Here is a 25,623-nt window from a genome sequence, read left to right as displayed (position 1 = left end):
CAAATGAAAACACGCTTGTTGATCGGCTTGCTGCTGGCCATATTCTGCCCGATGGTACTGGCGGAAAAAGACGAATTCTCGCTGAATCTGAAAGATGTCGATATTCGCGCCCTGATCGAAACGGTTGCCGATGTCACCGGTAAAAACTTTATTATCGATCCGCGCATTACCGGCAATATCTCGGTGGTGACTTCCACGCCCATGAAGTCCGCGCAAGTCTACGATGTATTCCTGTCCATACTAAAGGTGCACGGATACTCCGCGATTCCGAACGGCAATGTGGTGAAGATTATTCCCAACGTCACCGCCAAGCAGGACGGCGAGGAAAGCGAGTTGCGCGGCAACCCACAGAACGGCGACGAGCAATTGACCCGGGTGTTGCAGGTGCATCACGTCGATGCGGCGCAACTGGTGCAAACCTTGTTACCCTTGATGCCGCAATACGCCTTTATCGGCGCCGTGCCGGAAAGTAACACCGTCATCCTGTCCGATACCGCCGCGAATGTTAAGCGCTTGGCAGCGATGATCAAGCAAATCGATAAAAGCGATTTACAAAACATTGAAATCATCAATCTGCGGCATGCCAACGCCGCCGATTTGATACTGCCGCTGAATACGCTGATTACCAGCAATAATGCCGGAAAAACCACGGCTGTCCCGCCGCCCATGGTGGCCGACGAACGCTCCAATTCCATTATTCTGGGCGGCGACCCGGAGATGCGTTTGCAGATGCGCGCCTTGATCGCCAATCTGGATACGCCGATGGAAAAAGCCGGCAACACCGAAGTGATTTATATGCGTTACGCGGTAGCCAAGGAATTGGTGGAAACGCTGACCGGGGTTGGGTCGTTGAAGGACGAAAAAGCCGATCAAGCCAAAACCAAAGCCACTACTGCCAAGGACTTTGACATTCGGGCCGACGAGGCCGCCAATGCGCTGATTATCACGGCGCCGCACGATTTGATGCTGACTTTGAAATCGGTGGTCCGGCAGCTGGACGTGCGCCGCGCGCAAGTGCATATCGAAGCGATTATTGCTGAAGTCAGCTACGACAAATCGCAGAACATCGGCGTCGAATGGCAAACCAAGGACGATGGCAGTGTGTTTGCGGCCAGCAGAAAGGGCGAAGGCAACTCTTTGAATTTGTCGCAATTCATTACCTCCGCCGGCAAGGGCCTGAGCATCGGTTATCTAGCCGGTAGCGAACTAAAAGCCTTGCTGACCGCCTTTGCCAGCGATACCGACGTCAACGTGTTATCCACGCCGTCGCTGGTGACGATGGATAACGAAGAAGCCAGCATGATAGTTGGCCGTAACATCCCGTTAACCACCGGCCAATACACGCCGTCGGTCGGCGGCAGCTTGAGCACGCCGTTTCAGACTATCCAGCGCGAAGACATCGGTATCAAACTCAAAGTCTTGCCGCAGATCAACGAAGGCAACGCAGTTAAATTGAAAGTCGCGCAAGAGGTCTCCAGTGTGGTGCAAGGCACAACCGGCGCCGATTTGCAGACCAATAAGCGCAAAATCGAAACCAGCGTATTGGTCGATGACGGCAAGGTCCTGGTATTGGGCGGCTTGATCGAAGACGACATCACCGAAACCGTGGATAAAGTGCCACTGTTGGGGGACATTCCTTATCTGGGCTATTTGTTCCAAACCAATTCCACGACCATCACCAAAAAGAATCTGATGGTGTTTTTGCGCCCGCAAATCATCCGGGACGCGGGTAAATCCAGCGGTTTGACCCACGACAAATACAACTACATTCGCGACAAGCAGCAAGAGTTTAACGAAGACGGCGTATTGTTGATGCCGGAGCAGAAACAGCCGTTGCTGGACAATTTACCGGACGACAATTTGGCCGGGCAAGACAATCGCGGCGAGGCTGGCGGCAATGGCCAGCGCTGAACCGACAGCGCCAGCGCCGACCGACATCAGGCTGCCGTCATACGGTTTTGCCAAGCGCCACGGCGTGCTGGTCGCGGAATGTTCGGCGCAGCAGGCGCGTATCGTTTACCAACCAAAAGCCACGGTAACGGCTTTGCTTGAAATCCGCCGCTTCGTTGCTAGACCGGCCAGTTACGAAGCGGTGGGTGCGGAGGAATTCGAACGGCTGTTGCAGGCGGTTTACGAACATAAAACCGGCCATGCCCAGCAAATGGTGGCCGATATGCAGGACAATCTGGATCTGTCGGAGATGGCGCAGCATCTGCCCAAGCCGGAAGACTTGCTGGAAAGCGAAGACGAAGCGCCCATCATCCGCTTGATTAATGCCTTGCTCACCGAGGCCATCAAGGAAAACGCCTCGGACATACACATCGAATCCTACGAAAAACGCATGGTGGTGCGGTTTCGGGTGGACGGCACTTTACGGGAGATTATCGAGCCGCAACGCGAATTTGCGCCGATGGTGATTTCCCGCCTGAAAGTCATGGCCAAGCTGGACATCGCCGAGAAGCGCTTGCCGCAGGATGGTCGCATTTCCTTGAACATCGGCGGCCGTACTGTGGATGTGCGGGTATCGACCTTACCTTCCGGCCACGGCGAGCGGGTGGTGTTGCGCTTGCTGGACAAGCAGGCCAACCAATTGAGCTTGAAGCAAGTCGGCATGTCGGATTACGAACTGGACAGCATTCAGCAGATGATCGCCCGGCCGCACGGCATCATTCTGGTGACCGGGCCGACCGGCTCCGGCAAAACCACCAGCTTGTACGCGGTGGTTAATCAATTGAACCAACGCAGCCGCAATATTCTCACCGTCGAAGACCCTATCGAATATTACCTGGACGGCGTCGGCCAAACCCAAGTCAATGCTAAGGTGGATATGACCTTTGCCAAGGGCTTGCGGGCAATTTTACGGCAGGACCCAGACATTGTGATGGTCGGCGAGATTCGTGATCGGGAAACCGCCGAAATTGCCGTTCAGGCCAGCTTGACCGGACATTTGGTGCTATCGACTTTGCATACCAATACCGCCGTCGGCGCCATCACCCGGCTGCGCGACATGGGCATAGAGCCGTTTTTGTTGGCCTCCAGCTTGGTCGGCGTGATCGCGCAACGGCTGCTGCGCAAATTGTGTCCGCATTGTAAAAAGCCGGAGCAGGTGCCGGCGCGGGATTTAACCAAGTTGGGTTATCGCGGCGATGCCGAGCAATGGTTGACGGTGTATCAAGCCCAAGGCTGCCCGCAGTGCCATAACCACGGTTACAAGGGCCGGGCCGGTATCTTTGAAATGATCATGCTGGATGGCGCGATGCAACAGTTAATCCATGATGGTGCCGGTGACCTCGAACTGGAACGGCATGCCCGACTGACTTCGCGCAGCATTCAACAAAGCGCGCTGGAAAAAGTCCTGAACGGCGACACCAGCATCGACGAAGCCATCCGCATCACTTTAAAGGATTAACTGGGTATGGCGGTATTCGAATATCAAGCGCTGAACGGCAAGGGCAAGGCAGTCAAAGGCACGATTGAAAGCGACACCATCAAAACCGCGCGCCAACAATTAAAAGCCAATGATTTAACCCTGCTGGACATTCAGGAAGTTCATAAAAAAGAACGCAGCGGCCAGTCGCCCTTATTGGCGCAAAACATCGGCATGCGCGCGCTGGCGCATATCACCCGGCAATTGGCGGCTTTGTTGAAGTCCGGTTTGGCGATAGACGAAGCGCTAGGCATCATTGCCCGGCAATTGGAATCGGCCAGAGCCAGACGGATTTTGCTTGCGATCAGAAGCCGGATTCTGGAAGGCCAAAGCCTAGCCGTGGCTTGTCAGGCCTTTCCCAGTACCTTTCCGCCCTTGTACCGCGCCACCATCGAAGCCGGCGAATCCTCGGGCAAGCTGGATCAGGTCTTGGAAAAACTCGCCGATTATCTCAGCGACAAAGGCCAGCTGCATCGTAAGTTGCAGATGGCGATGATTTATCCGGTCTTGCTGTCGTCCGTGTCGATATTGGTGGTCGTCGGCCTGTTGGCGTATGTGGTGCCGGAAATTACCGGCGTGTTCGACAAAATGGGCCACGAGTTGCCGGCGATTACCCAAGCCTTGATTAGTTGTAGCGATTTTTTGCAGCGCAATGGCTTGCTGTTGCTGGTCATCGCGGTGGGCTTGTCTGTGGCGGCGAAGCTGATTTTGCGCCGGGAGCGGCCGCGCATGCTGTTCCATCGCTGGCTGCTGACCATGCCGATTACCGCCCGCTTTTCCAAAGGCTTAAACACCGCGCGATTTACCCGCACCTTGGCAATTTTGACCAATAGCGGCGTGGAGTTGCTGGAAGCGCTAAAAATATCCAGCCAGGTTTTGTCCAACAACGCCATGCAGCAAGCGGTGGCGCATACCGCGATTCGCGTGCGGGAAGGCCAGAGCCTGAATAAGGCGCTGGAAGCCAGCGGTTTCTTCCCGCCGGTGACGATACATTTGGTCGCCAGCGGCGAGGCCAGCGGCCAATTGCCGCGCATGCTGGAAAGCGCCGCCGACGATCAGGAGCGCGATATTCAGGCGCTGACCGAATTGACCATGGGTTTGTTCGAGCCGGCTCTGATTTTGTTCATGGGCCTGGTGGTGCTGACCATCGTACTGGCGATTCTGTTACCGATATTTGAAATGAACCAGCTGATTAGATAGCGGTTTTGTCATACGCCTGTCACGTTGGCTTTCTAATCTTCTCCCCGTTGTCCCGCAGGCCGGGACCTGTTTAAACCAATCCGACTTTAAACCGTTATGAGCAATAAAAAACAGCAAGGCTTTACCCTGATCGAAGTGATGATCGTGGTGGTGATTTTGGGTATTTTGGCGTCCATCGTCGTGCCGAAAATCATGGGCAGACCCGACGAAGCCCGAGCCACCCGCACCTTGCAAGACATCAGGGCCATCAGCGCCGCGCTGGACTTGTACAGACTGGATAACTTCAGTTACCCCAGTACCGACCAAGGCTTGGAAGCTTTGGTGCATAAACCCGCCAATCTACCGGCCGGCGCGCATTGGAAGCAGGGCGGCTATCTGGATCAACTGCCGGTCGATGCCTGGGGTAAAGCGTATTTTTATATGCAGCCCGGCGCGCACGGCGAATTTGATTTGTATTCCTTCGGCGCCGACGGTGTGGAAGGCGGCAGTGAAGCCGGTGCGGACATCACCAATTGGGCGCAAAAATAAGTCAAGTTGAGGGCGTGAAGGTTCGCGGCTTTACGCTGATCGAGCTATTGATTGCGATGGTCCTGATCGGCGTGATGAGCAGCATGGCGATGCTGGCGATGGGCAACGCCGATCACAGCAAGCAGCAACAATTGGAAATTCAGCGCCTGGAAAAGCTGCTGGCGCTGGCCGAACAGGAAGCGATGATACGCGGCGAAAGTATCGGCTTGGAGTTGGTTGGCCAGGGTTATCGTTTTCTGTCGCCGGCACAAGGCAAGTGGCAGGCTGAGACGGGCGATGCGCTATTTAGACAGCGGGATTTGCCAGCCGGTATGCGATTGGCTTTAAGCCTAGACGAAAAGCCAGTGTATCTGAATCAACGGTTCGGCGGCCAAGTACATCCTGAACCGCAGATTGTGTTTACCCCGGACGGGGCCTCTGCGATGTTTCAAATTGCTTTGGATTTAGCCAAAAGCGAGTTCCGGTTTTGGTTGAGTAATACGGCGGATGAGGGCTTGGCAATTTCCAGTGTCGCCGTGAAGCCATGAAATACTCCGGCAACGGCGGCTTCACGCTGTTGGAAGTACTAATTGCGCTGGCCCTGTTAGCCATCCTGATGGCCGGTCTGATCAAGATTACCGCCGATAACACCAAGAACCTCTGGTACCTGGAAAACAAAACCATAGCAGCAACGATAGCCGCCAATCATGCGGTGCAATTGCGTTTGGATACCGAAAAACCGGAAAACCGGGATGGATGGGAAACGATGGCTGGCAGGCGTTGGTATTGGCAGGCCAGGCGCGGTGTGACGCCGAGTCTCGGCGGCACTGTCTGGGATTACCGGATTGAGGTGTTTCTGGAAGGCGACAAGTCACCTTACGCCGGTCTGCTTAGTCATATTCCGGCAGGCCATGAAAAATAGCGCCGGTCGCGGTTTTACCTTGCTGGAAATCCTGATCGCGATGGCCGTGTTTGCCATCATGGCGGCCATGGCTTATGCCGGTTTGCGTGCGGTGTTGGATGCCAGAGCCGGAACCGAACAGCGCTCGGAGAGCATTGCTGCGTTGCAGCAAACCTTGTATCTGCTGAACGAAGATCTGGCCCAAGCCTTACCGCGTTCTATCCGTGACGAACTCGGTAGCGAACAGCCGGCGTTTTCCGGTGGTAATGGCGAGGATTTGCTGACCTTGACCCGCAGCGTGCCGGAATGGTCGGCTTTGGCCATGCAAAGTCAGTTGCAACGAGTCAGTTATCGCCTGGAAAACGGCAGTTTGTACAGGCAAGTTTGGACCGTGTTGGATCGTACCCAACAGACGCAGTTTCGCCGGAAAAAATTGCTGGATGTTAATGCGCTTGAATTGCGCTTTTTCGGCAGCGACTGGACTACGCATTGGCCGGCAGACGGCAGCGGATTACCCAAAGCGGTGGAAGCGAATTTTAACTTGGCTGGTCTGGGTGATATGCGTCGGCTGTTTCTGGTGCGGGAATGAGATCGCTGCATCAGGCGCAGCGCGGCATAGCGTTGATCACGGTGATGCTGATACTGGCTATCGCCACGGTCGCGGTGGTGTCCATGTCCAGCGCGCGGCAGCTGGATATACGCCGCACCGAAAATCAGTTGCGTAGCATGCAAGCCTGGGAATATGCGTATGGCCTGGAAAGCTGGGCTGTTGGCCGGCTGGCGGCCGATGCCAAAGTGGGTGATGTCGATGGTTTGGATGACACCTGGTCCGAACCGCTGGCAAGGACAACTGTGGCCGGCGGTACGATGCAAGCGAAGCTTGATGACTTGCAAGGCCGGATCAATCTGAACAACTTATTGGTCGAGGGCAAAGTATCCGCGCCCGATGTGAAACGTCTGGAGCGCTTACTGGCGGTACTGAAACTGAAAACCGAATTGGCGCAGGCAATCGTGGATTGGATAGACGCGGATATGGACGCTAGCTATCCGCACGGTGCGGAAGACGAAACCTATACTCGATCCAAGCCGGCCTACCGCGCCGCGAACCGGCAATTTGCAGATGTTAGCGAGTTGCTGTTGGTAAAAGGCATGACGCGCGAGATTTATTCGAAATTATTGCCGTATGTGTATGTGGTGGAAGGCTACGCGCCGCTGAATATCAATACCGCCAGCGCCATGGTGCTGCGCTGTTTGGCGGACGACATCAGCGCCGATCGGGCCGCGTCCATGTTCAGGGCCAGAGGCAAGCCTTTCGCAAAAGTCGCCGAATTTTTAAAGGACGAAGCGGTTGCCGATGCCGGCATCGGTAAATACGGCTTGGGTGTCAGTTCGCAAAATTTTTTATTACAAGGGCAAATTGATATGGGCAAAACCCATTTGCAGTTTCAGTCGCAATTGCAACGCGATAGTGGTGGCGCGCAAGTGGTGAAGCGCCAGCGCCAGGGCTTGGCGCATGGCTGAGAAACTGCTGGTCAGATTCGGCGCCGAATCGGCCGATAAACTGGAATGGTTGAATCTTGCCGGGCCGGATAGCCAGCCGGCATCCGGCACGATGGCCGAGTTAACAGCGGCTGCGCAGGGTAAGTCTGTGCTGCTGTTATTGCCGGCTGCCTCGGTGTTGTTATTGCAAATCGAGCTGGCGGTTAAAACCACCGCGCAACTGAAAAAAGCCTTGCCGTTTGCCTTGGAAGATTTACTGGCCGAGGACGTGGAAAATTATCATCTGGTTTGGTTAAAGCAGGACCGGGATAAACTCGCCGTGGCGGCGATTACGCACGAAACATTAGCGGCGCTGCTTACACCGTTTCAGGAAGCCGGTTTGCAGCTGGATGGTGCGTATCCGGAAACCTTATGTCTGCCGTATCAGCCCGGACCAGCGACTTTGTTGCTCGACGACAGCAACGCCATTCTGCGCAGCGCTGCCTATTTGGGCGGTGGTGTGGATGCGCTGTTTCTGCCGCAGCTGTTGGAAAAAGTCCGTGCCGAAGGTGCTGATTTTCAGACTTTGCTGCTATGCAAAGGCAGCGAAGACAGCAAGCTGCCGGACGGTTTGGCTATTACCGGTATGGACACGGTCATCAAAGCACCTTTGTCATTCATGGCGAGTGCCGTCGAATTATTGCCTGTAGAGCTGAATTTGTTGAGCGGTGCCTATGCTGTCAGCAGCCGAAAGGTAGGCCGCTGGCAACAGTGGCTGCCGGCGGCCATTATTCTGGCGGTGGCCTTGGCGGTGCAGAGCTACGCCTTATTGCACACCTACTGGCAACAGCAAGCCGAGCTGAGCGAGTTGGAAGCAAAAACCCAAGCGCTGTTCAAACAAAGCTTTCCCGAAGTGAAACGTATCGTTAATGTCAAAGCCCAAGCCGAGCAACAACTGGCGCTGCTCAGAAAACAACACGATTCCGTCGGTAGCGGTTTCATGCGCTTGCTTTACCGGTCCGGCTTGGTATTGAAAGACACGCCCGCCGTGCACCTGAAAAAGCTCAATTTCCTGAACGGCGGTTTGCAGTTGCATGTGGTTGCCGATGACATCGGCCAGCTGGAGCAATTCAAACAACAACTGCAAAGCAGCATGCTGGTGAAACTTCAATCCGCCGATAGCGGCGCAAACGGCGTGGAGGCGCAACTTGAGATTCGCGAAAAATGACTTAACCCAGCGTTTTGCTGAACTATCACCCAGAGAGCGAGTGCTGGGGCTGGGCGGTTTATTGGTCGTACTGGTGTATGGCGCATACCTGCTGTTTTACCAACCGATGGCGGAGCAGAGTCGCTTGCTAACGCTAAAAATCCAGGCGCAAAAGCAAATCTATAGCTACTTACAGCAAGTCGGCAACGAAGCGGCGGTCTTGCGGCAACAGGCTACGGTGGGTGAGCCGGTAGTTGATGGCGGCAATCAATCGCCGCTGGCGTTAGTCGATTTCAGCAGCCAGCAGCTGGATATAAAACCGGCGATTAAGCATCTGTCGCCGGAAGGCGAGGACAAAGTCAGTGTCTGGCTGGAGCATCTGGCTTTCGACCAACTTATGTCCTGGTTGGCGATTCTGGAAACCAAACACCGCTTGCAGGTGTTGCAAATCGATGTGGAGAAACCGGCCGATGCGGACGGTATCGTTAACGCCAAAGTCTTATTGGGCGTTGTTTAGCCCGCCTTCATATTAGCCTGGCCTTTAACGTCCGTCGCTCCCGCGCAGGCGGGAGCCCAGTGTCGCAATGGATTGGTGAAGCGGTCGCAAGGCGTTTGCTTGTCGGGGAATGCCGTGTTCAGCGCACGCAGAGTTCGAAGCTTGCCATCCATGGCACCGGACGCCCTTATCCCGGCGGGCATGACGGACTTTTTGGGTTTAACTAACTTGCTCAATAGCCAGCAAGGCCCTTGCCGTCGAGAGCTAGCGGCCACTAATACCTAGGCTACACCGAAAATAGCTTTATTTGATTCCCTCATCCCAAGCTTCTCCCGGAGGGAGAAGGGGGTTCTTCCTTAACTGAATCGCACTGATGCGGCCCCCGCAAACAGAATCTTAGATTTTATCGCTCCCTCCCGCGCCCTGGCATCCGCTGAATTTCCGTGTTAGCGGCCGGTTTTGTAATACAGGTGTATTACATGTCACGTTAATTTAACAATGCTGTAACCGAAACGCCGCTATTGCTCTGGAATAATTCGCGCCAAGTTGAGGGGTTGAGGAACGGCCGTTCAGCAAAGATTCGGGAGCAACTAGGGAACACGGACGGCACGAACAAGGAGCGGCGAAGGAAGAGGATAGGGAGGAGGCTAGGCGGAACATGGTCGCGGGGGCAACAAAGCGGCGCTGTCAGGATGTTAGATGGTGTCGAGTGCAATCTAAAGCGTGTAAAAGCCAAACTCGTTGTGAAGCGGGGACGGAAAGTCACGGGTCTTGCAGGTCAAGACGGCTGGGCTGTCACCTTATGTCATTAATCGAAATTTAAACATGAGGTTTTAAAAATGAAATTGTCTAAAAAATTGTTGGCAGTTGCAGTATTGGCGGCGACCGCTTCAGGCGCTGCGGAAGCGCGTATCCAAGCTATCGGCGATGCAACAGCAGACGGTAGCGAGTTTTTGTTCAACCTGGTTGACTACACAGCGAAAACTTCATTTACACTGGATTTGGGCATCACTGTTGAGCAATTTCTGGCTAATCCTAGCCAATCATTGTCTTTCTCACTGAGCGACAACAACTTCCAATCGTTCGCGGCTGCTTACACTGCTGGTAACGACGTTACTTGGGGAGTTTCCGGTGGTCACGGGATCCTGGCTGACCTGACCGACCTGCCTAAATTTGGTTTCTACACAACGTCAGTAGTTCCTTCTCCTGTAGTCATCGATAGCAATGCAGGCGACATTGGCAATACTATGAGTAAATGGAACGTTATGGTTGGTTCTGTTCAAACTCAAGATGCCAATTCTAACAATCTGAGCACCTTCAGAACTGTTGGCCAACAAGGTTATACAGCTGTTTACGGTAACGATTTTCAAACTGCTTTGCCGTTTGCCTCACAAGGTCAGTTGGGTACTGCTTTGGCGTTCGTTCATGAAAAAGTCAATGCCGACGATTTCGATACCGGCGAATTGGAAACTTTCCCAGGTACATGGAATTTTTCATTTAGCGGTAACGTGGGTTCTTTGACCTATACCGCTGCACCCGCTGCTGTGCCGTTGCCTGCCGCGGTTTGGATGTTCGGCGCCGGTCTGATGGGCGTGCTGCGCGCCACTCGTCGTAAATCGCTGGCGGTTTAATCCCGCAAACGTCTTGAGTCGGCCGGATTCTGTTTCGCTGGTTCCCCCTTCATGAACGGGTCGGCTCAAACTTTAAATTTAATCCATTGAGAGATATACAATGAAAAAGCAATTATTGTCTGCTGCTATCGCAGTGGCTTCTCTGGCAGGTTTCTCGCAAGGTGCATTTGCACATGCGCCAAGCGTTACGCCGGATATCGAAATCTTCATGTCCGGCGCTACCGCGCAAGACAAAGCCCTGGCGGCATTGTTTGTTAATTTGTGCGACGCCGGTACGTTGGATGTTTACAAAGACAACGCCACAGCCGGTTCCGAAGGTAAAGCGCATAGTGCCTATTTCTGCACACTGAACTCTACCAACGTACCCGGCCTGACTGTTAACGGCGCTGCCGCAACGACAGCGAAAGTATTGTTCCACAAACGTTCTGCCGGCGGTTCTGCGCAAGGCGTTAACCCATTGATCGACGGCGTAGCGATTGCTGCGATGCGTATCGACAACGGTAACTGCACCCAACAAGGCGCAACCAATACCTGGTTTTGCAACGCTAGCGGTGCTAACCTGACTAACGTAGTGTCCGATGCCGGTATTTCCGATGTCGAACCAAAATTGTTCGTCGGTCCTAACAAGCCTTCAAATGCTAGCGAAGTTGATCCGGTTAAAGCAGATGCTGCGCTTAACGTGGTGCCTGCCGCTGCCTTGGTATTTGGTGTGCCGGTTTCCGATAACTTGTACGTGGCTTTACAAAGAGCGCAAAACCTGTTGGCCGGTTTTGGCGGTAGCTGCGCACCAGGCGATTACACCGAAGCCTGTATGCCTAGCTTGAGCAAACAACAAGTGGCTGAGTTGATCTCCGGTCAAATCAAAAGATGGTCCGAGTTTAAAGTCAACGGTACGGCCTTAACCAGCTTGACTGCCGGTTTGACTTACACTGATTCCGACGGTACTGTCAGAAACGTTACCCCTAACGATACCAAAGTGCATTACTGCAAACGTATCGACGGTTCCGGTACCGGCGCGCAACAATACGTCAAATTCCTGAACAACCCTTGCAGTTCTGCCGGTTTGTCACCTGATTGGCCGGGTTCTCCATTGGCGGGCCCGGTGAAGCATGAAATTAGCGGTTCCGGCGATATGGAATTGTGTCTGGAAGACTTTGCCGACGGCGAAGCGGTGGCTAAACAAATCACCACTACTAACCCTGACGTGTTCAACACCGCAGTTAACACTGCCGGTAATAGAGCATGGGCTATCGGTCAACAAAGCTTGGAAAACAATGCCACACATGCCAAGCATTACCGCTTCATTAAAGTTGACGGCGTAGCCCCTACTCTGGAACAAGCCTTCAGAGGCAAGTACATGGATTGGGTTGAGCAAACTTTCCAATGGCGTAAAGCTATTAGCGCGGATAAATCCACCATCATCGCTAAAATCGCTGCCGACGCGGCTTCACCAACCATTCTGGCTACCGAGTTAAACATTGGTTTTGTTCACCCATTCGGTCAATCAGGTTATCTGGCTATCGGTAACGGCAACAACTTTACCGACACCTTGAACGTCAATGCACCTGTTATGCCTTACTCGCACGCGGTAGCGGGTTCTTTGAGCAACTGCCAAGTGCCGGTTATCAAAAACTCTACCAACACCAGCAAACCGATGTAATCAGCATGTAACAAACCTTTAGTGTAATAGCTGGAGGTTCGCGCAAGGATGCGCATTGAATACAAACAGCCTTCGCTTGCGGAGGCTGTCTTTTTTTGCGATGGGTGAAATGAAACAACATTTGTTTTTAGGCTCGGCCCATTTGGGTTTGGCGGCTGTGTTATTGACGGCTAGTGCGCTGGTTTGCGCGGAAGAAGCCGGCAATCAATTCGATTTACTGGAGCTGCGGATGAAGGGCAGCACTTTATTGGACCGGAAATTGGTTGAACGCACGGTTTACCGGTTTTTGGGGCCGAAAAAAACCATCGATACCGTGGAGGAAGCCCGTACCGCACTGGAAGAGCTTTATCGTAGTAAAGGTTATCAAACCGTCTCCGTGGATATTCCGGAACAGAACGTGGTCGGCGGCGTCGTGTATCTACAGGTGACGGAAGGTAAGGTGTCGCGCTTGCGGGTCACCGATTCCCGTTACTTCTCGTTGGGCGCTATCAAAGCCAAAGTACCCGAGCTGGCGGAAGGTAACGTGCCCAATCTACAAAAAATGCAGGAGCAATTGACCACTTTGGCCGGCGAGAGCCAGGATAGAACCGTGGTGCCGGTGCTGCGCGCCGGTGAAACGCCGGGCACGCTGGAAGTGGATCTAAAGGTGAAAGACGAACTGCCTTTGCACGGCAAGGTGGAAGTGAATTCCCACAATACGCAAAACACCAGCCGCTTACGGACCTTGGTATCGCTGCGTTACGACAATCTCTGGCAAAAATTTCACAGCGCTTCGTTTATGTATCAAACCTCGCCGGAAAATCCGGACGAAGTGGAGGTTTTGGTGGGCAGTTATGTGCTGCCGGTCATTGATGACGATAAGCGCCTGGCCTTATACGCGGTCAGTTCATCGTCAACGTCACAAATTGCCAGCGCCGGCGCATTATCGGTGATTGGTACCGGTGATATTTACGGCGCGCGTTTTGTGTCGCCGCTGAAGACCCTAAACAATTACACGCACACGGCGACGCTGGGCGTCGATTACAAAGACTTTAAGGAAGATTTGAATTTATTAGGTTCGGATACCTTAAAAACCCCTATCAGTTATCTGCCGTTCATGGCCCAGTACAGCGGCAATTACCGCGATGCCGAGTCTTTGCTGTCTTTCAATGTGGGCGTCAATTTTGCGATACGCGGCTTAGGCAGCGATGAACAACAGTTTGCCGACAAGCGCTTTTTAGCCCGATCCAATTTTATCTATCTGAGCGGCGGTATGGATTACCGGCATGACTTGCCATGGGGTATGGAAGTGGCGGCGCGCATGTCCGGACAGATCACCGATTCGCCGCTGATCAGTAACGAGCAGTTTTCAATGGGTGGCTATCAAACCGTGCGCGGTTATTTGGAAACTAATGCGCTGTCGGATGACGGGGTGACCGCCTCGCTGGAATGGTATAGCCCACGGCTGGTGCCGGACGCATGGGACGAGTTCGACAAAATGCGGGCTCTGGTGTTTGTCGATGCCGGCAAAGGCTGGATTGTCGACGCCTTACCGGGTAACGCCAACGAAATGGCACTGGCCAGTACCGGGGTGGGTTTACGTTTCGATATGTTCAAGCATGTGCAAGGCGAGTTTGATTTCGGCATTCCGTTACTGGATCAAGGCAGTGTCAGGCGCGGCGAGAATAGAGTGGACTTTAGGATTGCTACACAATTTTAGGGTGCGGCGGCTGAATGGTTGCGGAAGACGGGAGCGAATTAACTGGTGTCTTTGGGTTATTCGCTCCTGTCTTAATTATTCAGTCAAAACAGCGTTAATGAATCGTAGGCTGGATAAGCGAAGCGCATCCGGCAATCGTGGTGCATGCGCAAGGCTTATCCACCCTACGCGGACCCTTAAGTATTAACGGTATTGCCTTCCGGGCAAGGCGTGTTTACGACAGCCTGCTGAGGGAAAAGGCACTATCAGTGGCTCCCTAGAGGGTCTCTAAAAAACTCGTCATTCTCGCGTATGCGGGAGCCGCAGACCGCGCAGCGAATCCAGGTTGTGGATTTCCCTGGGCAGCCGCTTTTGCGGGCAATACGATTATTTTAGATTATAGGTTTCGCTTAATAATATTGCATATTTATTACAAATCTATTTAATGTAATAAATATGTAATATTTTATATTGCCTTGATACTACTTTTGTACAGTTATTATGCAATGGTTTTAAATTAGTATTTATTCAGCATTTTATGCTTATTAAGGTAGTTAAAAGTTATTTTTATAATTTTTACCATTTTATTTAAATATTGCTAAACCCGTTGCGAGGCGGGGGCGGAAAGCCGCGGGTCTTGTCAGTCAAGACGGCCGGGTTGCCAACTGATTTTATTCGGTTGTTTCTTGGATTGGCACAGGCGAAATTATGACTAATAGACAACAGCATCAGCATGGCGACGCGGTATTTTTCAGATTAAATCCTATTGCGGCTTGCGTAAAGTCGGCAGTCGCGGGCAGTATGCTGATCGCTTTCGTGTCGCCGGTCTGCGCCGAGTTACCGGTGCCCAGCGCGGTTTGGGCCAGCATGGGCGGCGCCAGTCGTTCCGTCATCGGCAATAATATGACCATTAACCAAGAAACCGACCGGGTTATTCTGAATTGGGATAAATTCAACGTCAGCGCCGACAGTTCCGTCGAGTTCAAACAGCCCAGCGCCAGCGCCATCGCCCTAAACAAAATCGTCGATCCCAGTAAAAATCCCAGCCAGATTTTGGGCTCGGTGACTGCCAACGGCCAGATATATTTGGTCAATAAAAACGGTTTCGTGTTCGGCAGGGATTCCGTGGTCAATGCCCGCGGTTTGGTGGCTTCGACGATGGATGTCAGTTTCGAAAAAACCTTTGATAAAGAAACCATCGGCACTGTCTCCAAGGATGGTCGCGCCGCTTTTGTAGGTTCCGGCGATTATTATCAAAAAAATACCGACGGCAGTTTTAAGCTGGATGCCGACGGCCAAAAAGTTCCCATCGAAATCAAAGTGGAAAGCGGGGCGCGGCTCAAGTCCAGCGAGGGCGGCCGCATCCTGGTGATTGCCCCGAGTATCATGAACAAAGGCGATGTGGAATCGCCCGGCGGCCAGGTGATCATGGCGGCGGCAACCGACAAGGTGTACTTGCAGGAAGCACCTACCGCCGATGACAGAAGTAATAACGACGTGCGCGGCTTGCTGGTGGAAGTCGAAACCGGCGGCAAGGTGGAAAACTTGGGCAACATCGCCGCCAATCGCGGTAACGTCACCTTGATGGGCTTTGCCGTCAAGCAAAGCGGCAAGGTATCCGCAACAACCTCCACCAACGTCAACGGCACTATCCGCCTGTTGGCTAGGGAGGGTTTCACCACCAAGACCGAAGGCGGCGAGACAGTAATAGCCGCCAAGTCCACCACCCGCACGACAGATAAAGGCGATGGTTTGGGGCGTTCCGCGCAAGTGACTTTGGGTGCGGGCAGTACTACCGAGATTTTGCCCGAGGTGGAATACATTGAGGAAACGCGAACTCTGGAATCCGGCGAAACCGTCAAGGTGTTGGTGGAGAAAACCGCTGTACCCGGTCAGGTGCAGCCGCAATCTCGGGTCGAGATTATGGCTGATAAGGTGCATTTACAGGCTGGGTCGGAAATCAACGCGCCTTCGGGCAAGGTATCAATTACCGCGACCAAATCGCCGTTAAATCCGGTTGCCGACAACAGCCTAAAAAACGATAGCCGGATCCTGATCGATGCCGGCGCGAAAATCGATGTGTCCGGTACCGATAAAGTCATCCGCACCATGGAAAGCAATGTCTTGGAAGTGGAGCTGCGCAACTTTGAATTGAAAGACGCGCCGTTGCAAAAGGCCGGCATATTAAAAGGCAAGACCGTCCTGGTGGATATTCGCGAAGGCACACCGCTAACCGATATTGCGCCCACCGTGGCAGGGATTGGCCGCACGGTCGCCGAACGGATGGCGAAAGGGGGCGAGATAGCGCTGAACTCCGAAGGCGATGTCATCCTGGAAAAAGGCGCGGTTCTGGACTTTTCCGGTGGCGAGATTACCTATCTGGATGGCTTTATTACCACCAGTAAGCTGCTAGCCAATGGCCGCTTGGTGGATATTAGCGAAGCCGATCCGTTGGTGCCTTACGAGGCGATTTACGGTGAGGTGGTGAAAAAATACCAGAAATGGGGTATCACCAAAGTCTGGAAAATCGACGGTCCATTCATGCTGGCGCGTTTCGAACCGGGTTATGTGGAAGGCCAGGACGCCGGCAGCCTGATGATTCGAGCCAACAACGCCATTTTAGACGGCGACCTGCTGGGTAAAACCACCAACGGTAGGCGGCAACGGACGCTGGCCGAGCAGGCCAAAGGCAGCCGTCTGACGGTCGATACCGCGTTTACCCTGAATAATGCCCAGGCATTGATTTTCTCCGCTGGTGTGCAAAACAGCATTGATTTGGATATCGACGAGGTGTTCCCGGTCGGCAATGACGGCTTGGCCATGGCTCTGGCCGTGGATGCTAACAAACTCATCGACGGCGGCGTGCATACTGCGGTGTTTAAAACCAACGGTAACATCAGCCTTGCCGAGAATGCGACTTTGCGCTTGGCCGCCGGCGGCAATCTGACGTTACAAGGCGGAGAGGTTGATATACGCGGCAATATCGTTGGTGCCGGCGCCACGGTAAAACTGGAAACCGCCGAAACCAACGCGCCGGGATTGCAAGGCGAGATTAACCTGGCTGCTGGGGCGACAATCGATTTGCGCGGGGAATGGATTAACGATTTCGCCCAACCGGGAAATTTGGACGGCAAGACGGTGGCGATAGACGGCGGTACCTTTATTGCCAAGGCCATGGGTAATGGCGGCGGCGTGAATTTGCGGGCCGGCAGCTTGGTCGACATCAGCGCCGGGGCCTGGTTGCACGAAGATCGCAGGCTGGAAGCCGGTAAGGCGCAAAGAAACACCGGCGAGGGTGATACTTTTAAAGAGGCCGGTATAGTGTTGGTTGCCGAACCTGCCATAGACAAAGCTGGCGCCAACGTGTTGTTGGACGGTGTCATGCACGCTTATGCCATGCAACAAGGCGGCGGCTTTACCGTAAAAGCCAATGCGGTAGCCATTCGCCGGGAAGAAACGCCAAGCATAGGCGATGGCGGCGTACAGCCTTTGCAAATCGCTACGACGTTTTTCGGCGAAGGCGGCTTTGCCGAGTTCGATATCGGCGCAAATCTGAACGGATTGACGGTGGACGACGGCGCCAATATTGAGCTGCGCCAACAGAACAGAGTACTAAACAACACCTATCTGGAACAGGCTAACGCCGACGGTATCGAAGCATTCTCGGATTTGACGACCTTGTTGCCGGAACTGCGCGCACCCAGCAAATTGACCTTGCGAGCCGATCATGCCGCCGGGATTAATGCCAACAGCAATTTGCTGGTGGCTGCTACCGCAACGATTAACGCCGACGATTTAAGCAGCGTTACGCTGGAGTCCGATTCGTCCCTGGTGCTGGATGGCCGGATCGTCGCACATGGCGGTACGGTGGCTCTGGATATTATTCCCGATCAAAGTGAGGTCGATCCGCAGTACCAGCAGAATCAAGGCATCTGGCTCGGCAGCACTGCCCGCATTGATGTGTCCGGTGGCAGTCAAATTACCGTCGACGGCTTGGGCCGGCGTATCGGTAAGGTTTTTGACGGCGGCAAGGTGGTCGTCAATGCGCAACGCGGCTTTTTTGCCTCCCAGGCCGGCTCTTTGATCAATGTTTCCGGTAGTCAAGACATCCTGGATTTATCGGTTAATAGTCCCGCCGCGATAGGCGCGAGTTTTGCCGCCACGCTAGTAGGTTCGCATGCCGGCAGCATTAATATTACCGGCGCCGAAGGCGCGTTTTTGGACGGCGATATGCAAGCCGCCGGCGGCGCTGCTCCCGGCACCTCCGGCGGTAAGCTGTCGGTGTTTCTGAACGTAGACAATCGCCGCGATTCGGACATAGAGAACTCCATATTTCCACGCGCGCCGCGCATTTTAAAAATCTCCCAGGAACGGAATGTACCGTTTTCTGCCGTTTTTTCTAAACCCGGCGATTCGTTACCCAAGAAGGACTCGCCCGGCGACCGGCTGACCGGCATCGGCTATCTGGCCGCCGAGCAGATTAGCGAGGGCGGTTTTAGCTCTGTGGATCTGGCCGTATCCGGAGAGAAAGGCGAGATTCGTTTTACTGGCGATGTCGATCTGCAACTGAATAACGCTATCGCTATGGATGCGGTCAATTTCGGTTGGGAGCGGAAAACCGCCGCCGATACCGGTAATGTGCAAATCAGTGCCACCACCGCGACCTTGGGTTCGGATAGCTATCGCGCACCGCTAGTAAATACCAGCAACGGCGACGGCAGATTGGCGGTTAATGCCGATTTAATCGATTTGGTCGGTGGCTCGGTAACGACCGGTTTTAATACGGTTGATCTTGCCGCCGCTGGCGATATTCGCCTGAAAGGTATAAGGATCGACAGTAAGGAACTGGATTTTGTCGGCGAATTTAAAACCTTTTCCAAGCTTAATTTAACTGCGGGGCAGGTTTATCCCACCTCCTTGACCGAGTTTACCTTGGCGGTTGCCGGCGATCCGAACGGCACGGTGACTTTCAACAAAAGCGGTCATGCAACGCCGGTGCTGTCGGCCTTGGGCAGTTTGACCGTGCAGGGTCCGAATATCGTCCAAAACGGCGTGCTCACCGCGCCATTGGGTGAGATCGTTTTGGATGCGACAAAATCGGTGACCTTCGGCGCCGACAGCATGACGTCGGTTTCGGCCAAGGGGCAAATCATCCCGCTGGGCGTCACCCAGGGCGGCTTGGAATGGCTGCTGCCCTTGGTCGGCACCGGCAACAATCTGAACGTGGTTAACCCGGATCTGAAACCGGCTGAAACGGATAAAAAGCGGGTGTTTGAAAGCCCCGAGAAGAAAATAACCGTTAAAGCCGCGCAAATCCTTCGGGAAGACGGTGCTTTGGTGGATTTATCCGGCGGCGGCGATTTATTGGGCTTCGAATTTATTCCCGGTGATGGCGGTTCGGTAGATGTTCTTGATACTGATCAACGCTTTGCGGTCGTGCCGGGTATATCCGGTTATTCGCCGTTCGACCCCAAATCGTTTCCCGAATCAGGTTTGAAGACTGGCGACAGCATTTACATCGGTGCCGGTAGCGGCCTTGCCGCCGGCTACTACGCCTTACTGCCGGCTCGTTACGCCTTATTGCCGGATGCATTTTTGGTGTCGCCGGTCGCCGGCAGCGCCAATGCCATTCCCGGCACCAGTAGAACCCGGGTCGATGGCGCTGCTGTCGTTACCGGCTACCGCAGCGTTGCCGGAACAGACATCCGCGATCAGTATTGGTCGGAGTATGTCGTCGAAGCCGGCAGCATCGCGAAAACCCGTAGCGAATACAACATCAGCTCGGCCAACCAATTTTTCGCGGATAGAGCGGTAAATAAAGAACTGGCGATTCCGCGTCTGCCGCAAGATGCCGGGCAATTGGTGCTAAACGCCAAAACCCGTCTGGAGCTACCCACCGTGGTGGCCGATGTGGTCGAGGGCGGACGTGGCGGCTTGGTCGACATCGTGGCGGATAAATTGGCCTTGGGCACAACCACCGCGACAGATGATGTTGAATTGTTGGTTAGCGACCTGGATAAGTTTAGAGTGGATAGCTTGTTGCTGGGGGCGGTGAGAAGCTTTGATGCCTCGACCGGCCACACCAAGCTGGATGTCATCGCCAAGTCGGTGACGCTAGCCCAAAACACGACCTTGAAAGCGCCGGAGGCCTTGCTGGCCGCCAGCGAAACCGTCACGCTTGAACAGGGTGCCAAAATCGAAGCCAGCGGCGCGGTCGCGGATAACGACAGCGAAACAGTGCTGGAGCTGAACGGCGACGGCGCCTTACTGCGCGCATCGGCGGGCAAACAGGCAACGATCAACCGAACCGGCGCCAAGGGCTTGAAAGGCGATCTAAACATAAGTGCCGGCGCGGTCATTTCGGCCGGCGCGGGTTCGGTGGCGCTGGACTCGACACGGCGGACCAAAATGGCCGGCGAATTGAATCTGGCCGGCGGTTCCTTGTATCTCGGCGCGGAAACTATCAACCTCGGCGAGACCGCCGGCGTATCGACTGGTCTGTCGCTGGATAATACTCAGCTCGCGCACTTGGCCGTAGACGAGCTGGTGTTGAGCAGCCGGGGTATGGTCAATCTGTACGGCGAGTTATTGCAAACTGACGCGCTGGGTCAGCCTTTTCAATTCGGTGATTTACGTATCGACGCCTTGGGTCTGGCCGGCAAAGCCAATGCCGGGAAAACTCTGTCTTTGAATGCGAAAACCCTGAGTATTGCCAATAGCAAGTCTACGGGTAGTGTTTTGGCGGGTGACGGCAGCGGGGTGTTGAACGTCAATGTGCAACAGCTGTTGTTGGACCAAGGTAAATTCCAGCTGTCCGGTTTTAGCGCAGTTAATGTGAATGCCGGTGAGCGTATGTTGGGCAATGGTGACAGCACCTTAACCGCATTGGCCGACTTGAGCGTGAACACGCCGTTTGTCAGTGCCGAGAACGGCGCTAAAACCATCATCAGTGCTGGCGGCCATAACTTGTCGCTCACGGGTGGCAGCCAGTTGCTAACCGCTTCTACCCAAGGCATAGCTGCGCAATTACTGTTGGAAGCCGATAGCATTGGTTTGAACACGGCCTTGTTGTATCAAACCGGTAATGTGTCCTTGAATGCCTTGCAGGGTAATGTGAGTTTGGGCGGTAATGCATTGATCGATGTATCCGGTGCTGTGGCGTATGCGGGTTTAAGCAAGCCGGTGAATCTGTCCGGCGGCAAAATCGGTCTGAGTTCTCAGCATGGCAATATTAGCGCTGAAGCGGGCAGCAAGCTGCTGTTGAACGCCAGTAATGCCGAGATGCTTGCCGGTTTACTGTCCGCGCAAGCCGGCGCCGGCCAGGTGCAATTCAACGGTTTTATCGATGCTCATGGCGTCGGTAAGGCCAACGGTGGCCAGGTCGCCGTTGATACCGGCAGTTTGAGCGCCGGCGGTTTTAGTGCTTTGAATAATGTATTTGCCGCCGCTGGGTTTAGCGGTGCTGTCGAACTGAGAACCCGTAGCGGCGAAATTGTGGTTGAGGCTGGGCAAACTGTGAGTGCTAATGCGATCAACCTGAGCGCCGACACCGGCAGTATCAGCATTGCCGGCACCTTGGATGGTGCGGGTGTGAATGGCGGTTCGGTGACCTTGGCGGCGGAAGATCTGCTGACGCTGAATAGCTCGGCGCTGATTCTGGCGAACGCGCAAGCGGCGAACGGCAACGGCGGCAAGGTCAGTTTGTCGTCTATCGATGGGGCCACGGCAGATGGCGCCGGCATTGAGATCCAGTCCGGCGCGCGTATCAACGTTGCAGCGGCTGGAACCGGTGCGGCGGGCGAGGTGTATTTACGTGCCGACCGCGACGATACCGACGGCGACGGTTTGGCGGACATTAACGTCAAAGCCGTCGCTGCCGGTACTATCGTTGGCGATAGCGACGTCACCGTTGAAGGCGCGCGCATTTATCACAACAGCCGTATCGCCTCCGCCGAACAGCAGGCGATGCATAACGATAATCTGGCTTATATGGCCGATTTGGCGGCGGCCAATGTGGCTAACAGCCGCTTTGGCGCCGGTTTTACCATCATCCCCGGGGTGGAAGTTCGCAGCAGCGGCAATTTGACTATCGCCGAGACTTGGGATTTGGGAAAACTCGATAGCGGAGAAGCCTGGCGTTATGGCGCGAACAACGATCTGGTTGGGGTGTTAACGCTTAGAGCGAAAGGCAATTTGTTAATCAATGCCAATTTGAGCGACGGTTTTTCCACCGGGGTTTTGAATTCATCAAGTTTTGGACCGATCAACGTCAGCGATTATTTGCAAACCGGAGCTTCGTGGAGTTACCAACTGATCGGCGGCGCTGATCTGAACTCGGCGAACGCAAATGCGGTAATGGCCTCTGCCAGTCTGTTGACCAGCGCCGGCAGCGGCGACGTCAGTTTAGCCAATGATGTCAGCGTGCGGACCGGCACCGGCGATATTGATATTCGCGCGGCGCGTGACTTGGTTTACGGTAATCAAAACTCGGCGATCTACACGGCGGGCCGGGCCGATGTGGATGATGCCAAACGCTGGGGTAGCGGCGGACCGGATTTGGCCGCATTGTTCTACGCAGAATATCCTTTGGACGGCGGCGACATCAGCATTCAGGTCGGGCGGGATATAGACGCCAAACCTAGTTCGCAGTTGCTCAGCGATGCGTTGGTACGTACCGGCGATTGGTCCAACAGCAATCAGCACAGTACGGAATTTGATTCGGAACGTCCGACAGCCTGGGGCGTGGCCTTGGGTATCAGCGACTCAAGTGGCTTTTCTCGTCAGCATCAGCAAAGCGTAACCGCCTTCGGCGGCGGTAATGTCCGCATCAACGCGGGCGGAAATGTCGAAGACTTGTCGGTGATGATCCCTACCACCGGTAAACAGGTAGGCGAGCTGGACACACCGGTGGCGGACGCCACTGTTATCACGTTCAAAACCAATGTGGTGGAAGTGAACGGCGGCGGCAATCTGCAATTGCAGGCGGGTGGCGATATCGCCGGCGGCGTGTTTTATGTGGATGGCGGGGCGGCGGATATTTATGCGCACGGCTCTTTGAAAGCCGGTACCAACAAGGGTTTGAATCCGATATTGGCTTTGGGCGATGCGCAGTTTAATGTCGTCGCCGGCAAGTCCATGGCCCTGGAAGCGATTGTCGATCCGATGTTCGTGACCTTGCCGGATTCGGTCGATTTGATTAATGGCTCGTCGAATCGGTTTTTCCGCTACAGCACCGACAGTAATGTGACATTGACCACGCTCTCCGGCGACCTTGGCCTGGAAAACGACATCGCCAGTTTGAAGAAGGCCACCAATACCAATATCTCCGAAGGCTTTTTGGTTTATCCCGCCGGCCTGCATGCCTATGCACTGAACGGCAATATTACCGTGGACAAGAGCTTCACCTTGTACCCATCGGCGCAGGGTGACTTGGAGTTATTTGCGGCTGAGAATTTAACCGGTAGGGGTAATCCGCGGATTATTTTGAGCGATGCGGAACCAGCGGCATTACCTAGCGCCGCATTGCCCTTCGTCGGGTCTTCCTTAACCGACTTGGACAATGTGCTGAAGGTTCTGGATATTCAGCAACCGCAATCGCCCACCGCGATACATGCCAGCACGCCGTTGCACGCCAATGACCCGAATCCGGTGTTGATCAGTACCGGCAGCGGCAACATCGGCCGTATCGACGATGACATCGTATTCGTATTAGCCAAGCCGGCCGAGGTCAGCGCCGGTAAGGATATTGTCCGCGCTACGTTTAATATTCAACATAACAATGCCGACGCGGTCAGTATCTTTAATGCCGGCCGAGACATTCGTTACACGATCAATATTCACCCCGATACCGGCAATATCATCGAAGCCGATCAAGGCATAGACGTGGCCGGTCCCGGACAATTAACCGCGCTGGCGGGCCGGGATGTGAATTTGGGATCGTCCATCGGCATTACATCTTCGGGCGATCAATCCAATGCGGCGCTGGCGGATGACGGTGCCAACATTACCGTGATTGCCGGTTTGGCTGGCGGTGCGCTGAACAGCAACGGCTTTGCCGAAGGGTTTATGCTCAACTCGGGTAAATACGTCCTGGAAAATCAGCGTTACCTGAATTTGTTCGTACAGGAAATGCGCAGTATCACCGGCGACCTGTCGTTAAGTGTCGATGCGGCCAAACTGGCATTTAGCGGGCTTTCCACGGTGGATAAGGCCCGGTTAGACAGCAAGCTGTTAAGCGTCGTGCAATCGGTGTTTTTGCAGGAGGTAAAAGCCAATGCCAGCACGCTGGCCAAAGCCACCACCAAACAGGCGCAGGATCTGGCCGAGCTAAAATTGCTGGCTACCATCGAGTCGCTGTTCCCCGGTACCACCTTATTGGCAGGCAATAGCGATTACCGCATTGATGCTGCGAACGGCATTGTAGTTAACGCCGATACCAGCGCCAGTAATATCTTGAATAGTTTGAACGCCGCGCTGCAGCAAAAAATCGAAGCAGAGTTGACGAGGCAGGGCAAAACCTTTGCCAGCGCTAGCGACCGCGAGAAAGACGACGCCCGTGAGTTGGTCAGGCCCAAGCTGGGCAATATATCGCTGTTTTTAAGCTCGATACAAACCAAGGACGGCGGCGACGCCAATCTGTTTACCCCCAATGGCGGCATTACCGTGGGCTTGGCAACCGCCGATATTGGTTTAGCAAAGGAAGATGATGAGTTGGGCGTGATCGTGAAAAAGCAGGGTGAGGCCAATCTGCTGGCCCGCAACGACATCGACGTGAACATCCAGCGCGTGGTGACTTTGGGTAACGGCAATATAACCGGCGGTTCCACTGAAGGCGATGTCGATGCCGGTCGGAGTGCGCAAACCGCGTTGGCGGCTCCACCGCTTAAAGTCAGTTACGACGCGGCGGGGATGCCGGTACTGGAAGTATCGCCGGTGTTGCAGGGCGGCGGTATCAGAACGGTAGGAGCAGGCGACGTGTTGTTGTTTGCACCGCGCGGCATCATTGATGCCGGTGAGGCGGGTATCAGAGGCAATAACATCACGCTGGCGGCAACGGCCATTGTGGGCGCGGATAATATTGATGTTGGTGGTTCTGCCGTGGGCGTGCCGGTCGCCGCGACCGGCAGCATCGCCGCCGGTTTGACCGGTGTCAGCAATGTGGCGGCGGCGGTCGGCAAATCGCTGGATAGCACCGGCAATGTTGGCAAGGATGCAGCCGAAAAACTCGCTAAGGCAGCGACCAACACCTTGGGTATCTTGAGCGTGGATATTCTGGGTTTTGGTGAATAGCCTGCTGTCTTGCCATTCAGGCCGACAATGGCTGAATTGCCCGTGTTCGCAGCGGGCAGTGGGCGTGTCGGCCTGCGCTAACTCGGTCGTATTAATACTATTTTTTTCCCGTTTTTTCGATTCTTTCCCGCCCGTCATAATCATGTAA

Annotated in this window: 14 protein-coding genes and 2 riboswitches; all 14 genes read left to right on the top strand. The window is 54.3% G+C overall.

The genetic code is table 11. From position 1 onward, the window contains the following. Nucleotides 1-3: 3 nt before the first annotated feature. The 14 genes from gspD (at nucleotide 4) to ACMXD4_RS15255 (ending at nucleotide 25,475) form a co-directional block, all read left to right on the top strand. Nucleotides 4-1,911, top strand: a complete 1,908-nt coding sequence (gene gspD / locus ACMXD4_RS15320; RefSeq protein ID WP_415878658.1) for a type II secretion system secretin GspD — start codon at nucleotides 4-6, stop codon at nucleotides 1,909-1,911. Further along, the gene (gspE, locus tag ACMXD4_RS15315; RefSeq protein ID WP_415878657.1) at nucleotides 1,898-3,409 is read left to right on the top strand and encodes a type II secretion system ATPase GspE; all 1,512 of its coding nucleotides are present in this window, start codon (nucleotides 1,898-1,900) and stop codon (nucleotides 3,407-3,409) included. Before gspD ends, gspE begins: the two co-directional genes overlap by 14 nt. A gap of 6 nt (nucleotides 3,410-3,415) precedes the next feature. Continuing rightward, nucleotides 3,416-4,627 carry a type II secretion system inner membrane protein GspF gene (gspF, locus tag ACMXD4_RS15310; RefSeq protein WP_415878656.1) on the top strand — a complete coding sequence of 404 codons (1,212 nt, stop codon included), beginning with the start codon at nucleotides 3,416-3,418 and terminating at the stop codon, nucleotides 4,625-4,627. A gap of 96 nt (nucleotides 4,628-4,723) precedes the next feature. Next, the gene (gene gspG, locus ACMXD4_RS15305; protein WP_192393970.1) at nucleotides 4,724-5,155 is read left to right on the top strand and encodes a type II secretion system major pseudopilin GspG; all 432 of its coding nucleotides are present in this window, start codon (nucleotides 4,724-4,726) and stop codon (nucleotides 5,153-5,155) included. Beyond that, on the top strand, nucleotides 5,140-5,682 hold the full coding sequence (gene gspH / locus ACMXD4_RS15300; RefSeq protein WP_415878655.1) for a type II secretion system minor pseudopilin GspH: 543 nt from the start codon (nucleotides 5,140-5,142) through the stop codon (nucleotides 5,680-5,682). Before gspG ends, gspH begins: the two co-directional genes overlap by 16 nt. Further along, nucleotides 5,679-6,056, top strand: a complete 378-nt coding sequence (gene gspI, locus ACMXD4_RS15295; RefSeq protein WP_171694802.1) for a type II secretion system minor pseudopilin GspI — start codon at nucleotides 5,679-5,681, stop codon at nucleotides 6,054-6,056. The genes gspH and gspI overlap by 4 nt, the downstream gene beginning before the upstream one ends. After that, nucleotides 6,046-6,624, top strand: a complete 579-nt coding sequence (gene gspJ, locus ACMXD4_RS15290) for a type II secretion system minor pseudopilin GspJ (RefSeq protein WP_415878654.1) — start codon at nucleotides 6,046-6,048, stop codon at nucleotides 6,622-6,624. The genes gspI and gspJ overlap by 11 nt, the downstream gene beginning before the upstream one ends. Next, nucleotides 6,621-7,556: a type II secretion system minor pseudopilin GspK gene (gene gspK / locus ACMXD4_RS15285; RefSeq protein WP_171694804.1), complete on the top strand. Its 936-nt coding sequence runs from the start codon at nucleotides 6,621-6,623 to the stop codon at nucleotides 7,554-7,556. The genes gspJ and gspK overlap by 4 nt, the downstream gene beginning before the upstream one ends. After that, nucleotides 7,549-8,742: a type II secretion system protein GspL gene (gene gspL, locus ACMXD4_RS15280; protein WP_415878653.1), complete on the top strand. Its 1,194-nt coding sequence runs from the start codon at nucleotides 7,549-7,551 to the stop codon at nucleotides 8,740-8,742. The genes gspK and gspL overlap by 8 nt, the downstream gene beginning before the upstream one ends. Continuing rightward, complete coding sequence (gene gspM, locus ACMXD4_RS15275) at nucleotides 8,723-9,238, top strand: type II secretion system protein GspM (RefSeq protein ID WP_415878652.1); 516 nt, start codon at nucleotides 8,723-8,725, stop codon at nucleotides 9,236-9,238. Before gspL ends, gspM begins: the two co-directional genes overlap by 20 nt. Nucleotides 9,239-9,938: 700 nt before the next feature. After that, nucleotides 9,939-10,017, top strand: a riboswitch (cyclic di-GMP riboswitch). A gap of 39 nt (nucleotides 10,018-10,056) precedes the next feature. Then, the gene (locus ACMXD4_RS15270) at nucleotides 10,057-10,848 is read left to right on the top strand and encodes a hypothetical protein (protein ID WP_415878651.1); all 792 of its coding nucleotides are present in this window, start codon (nucleotides 10,057-10,059) and stop codon (nucleotides 10,846-10,848) included. A gap of 100 nt (nucleotides 10,849-10,948) precedes the next feature. Further along, nucleotides 10,949-12,508 carry a hypothetical protein gene (locus ACMXD4_RS15265; RefSeq protein WP_415878650.1) on the top strand — a complete coding sequence of 520 codons (1,560 nt, stop codon included), beginning with the start codon at nucleotides 10,949-10,951 and terminating at the stop codon, nucleotides 12,506-12,508. A 109-nt stretch (nucleotides 12,509-12,617) separates the two neighbouring features. Then, nucleotides 12,618-14,207, top strand: a complete 1,590-nt coding sequence (locus ACMXD4_RS15260; protein WP_415878649.1) for a ShlB/FhaC/HecB family hemolysin secretion/activation protein — start codon at nucleotides 12,618-12,620, stop codon at nucleotides 14,205-14,207. A gap of 566 nt (nucleotides 14,208-14,773) precedes the next feature. Beyond that, nucleotides 14,774-14,852, top strand: a riboswitch (cyclic di-GMP riboswitch). Between the two features lie 42 nt (nucleotides 14,853-14,894). Further along, on the top strand, nucleotides 14,895-25,475 hold the full coding sequence (locus ACMXD4_RS15255; protein ID WP_415878648.1) for a filamentous haemagglutinin family protein: 10,581 nt from the start codon (nucleotides 14,895-14,897) through the stop codon (nucleotides 25,473-25,475). Nucleotides 25,476-25,623: the final 148 nt, after the last annotated feature.

Origin of the sequence: Methylomonas sp. TEB (assembly GCF_047777895.1) — a bacterium.
Lineage (GTDB): Bacteria > Pseudomonadota > Gammaproteobacteria > Methylococcales > Methylomonadaceae > Methylomonas.
This window is presented reverse-complemented; position numbering and strand designations above follow the sequence as displayed.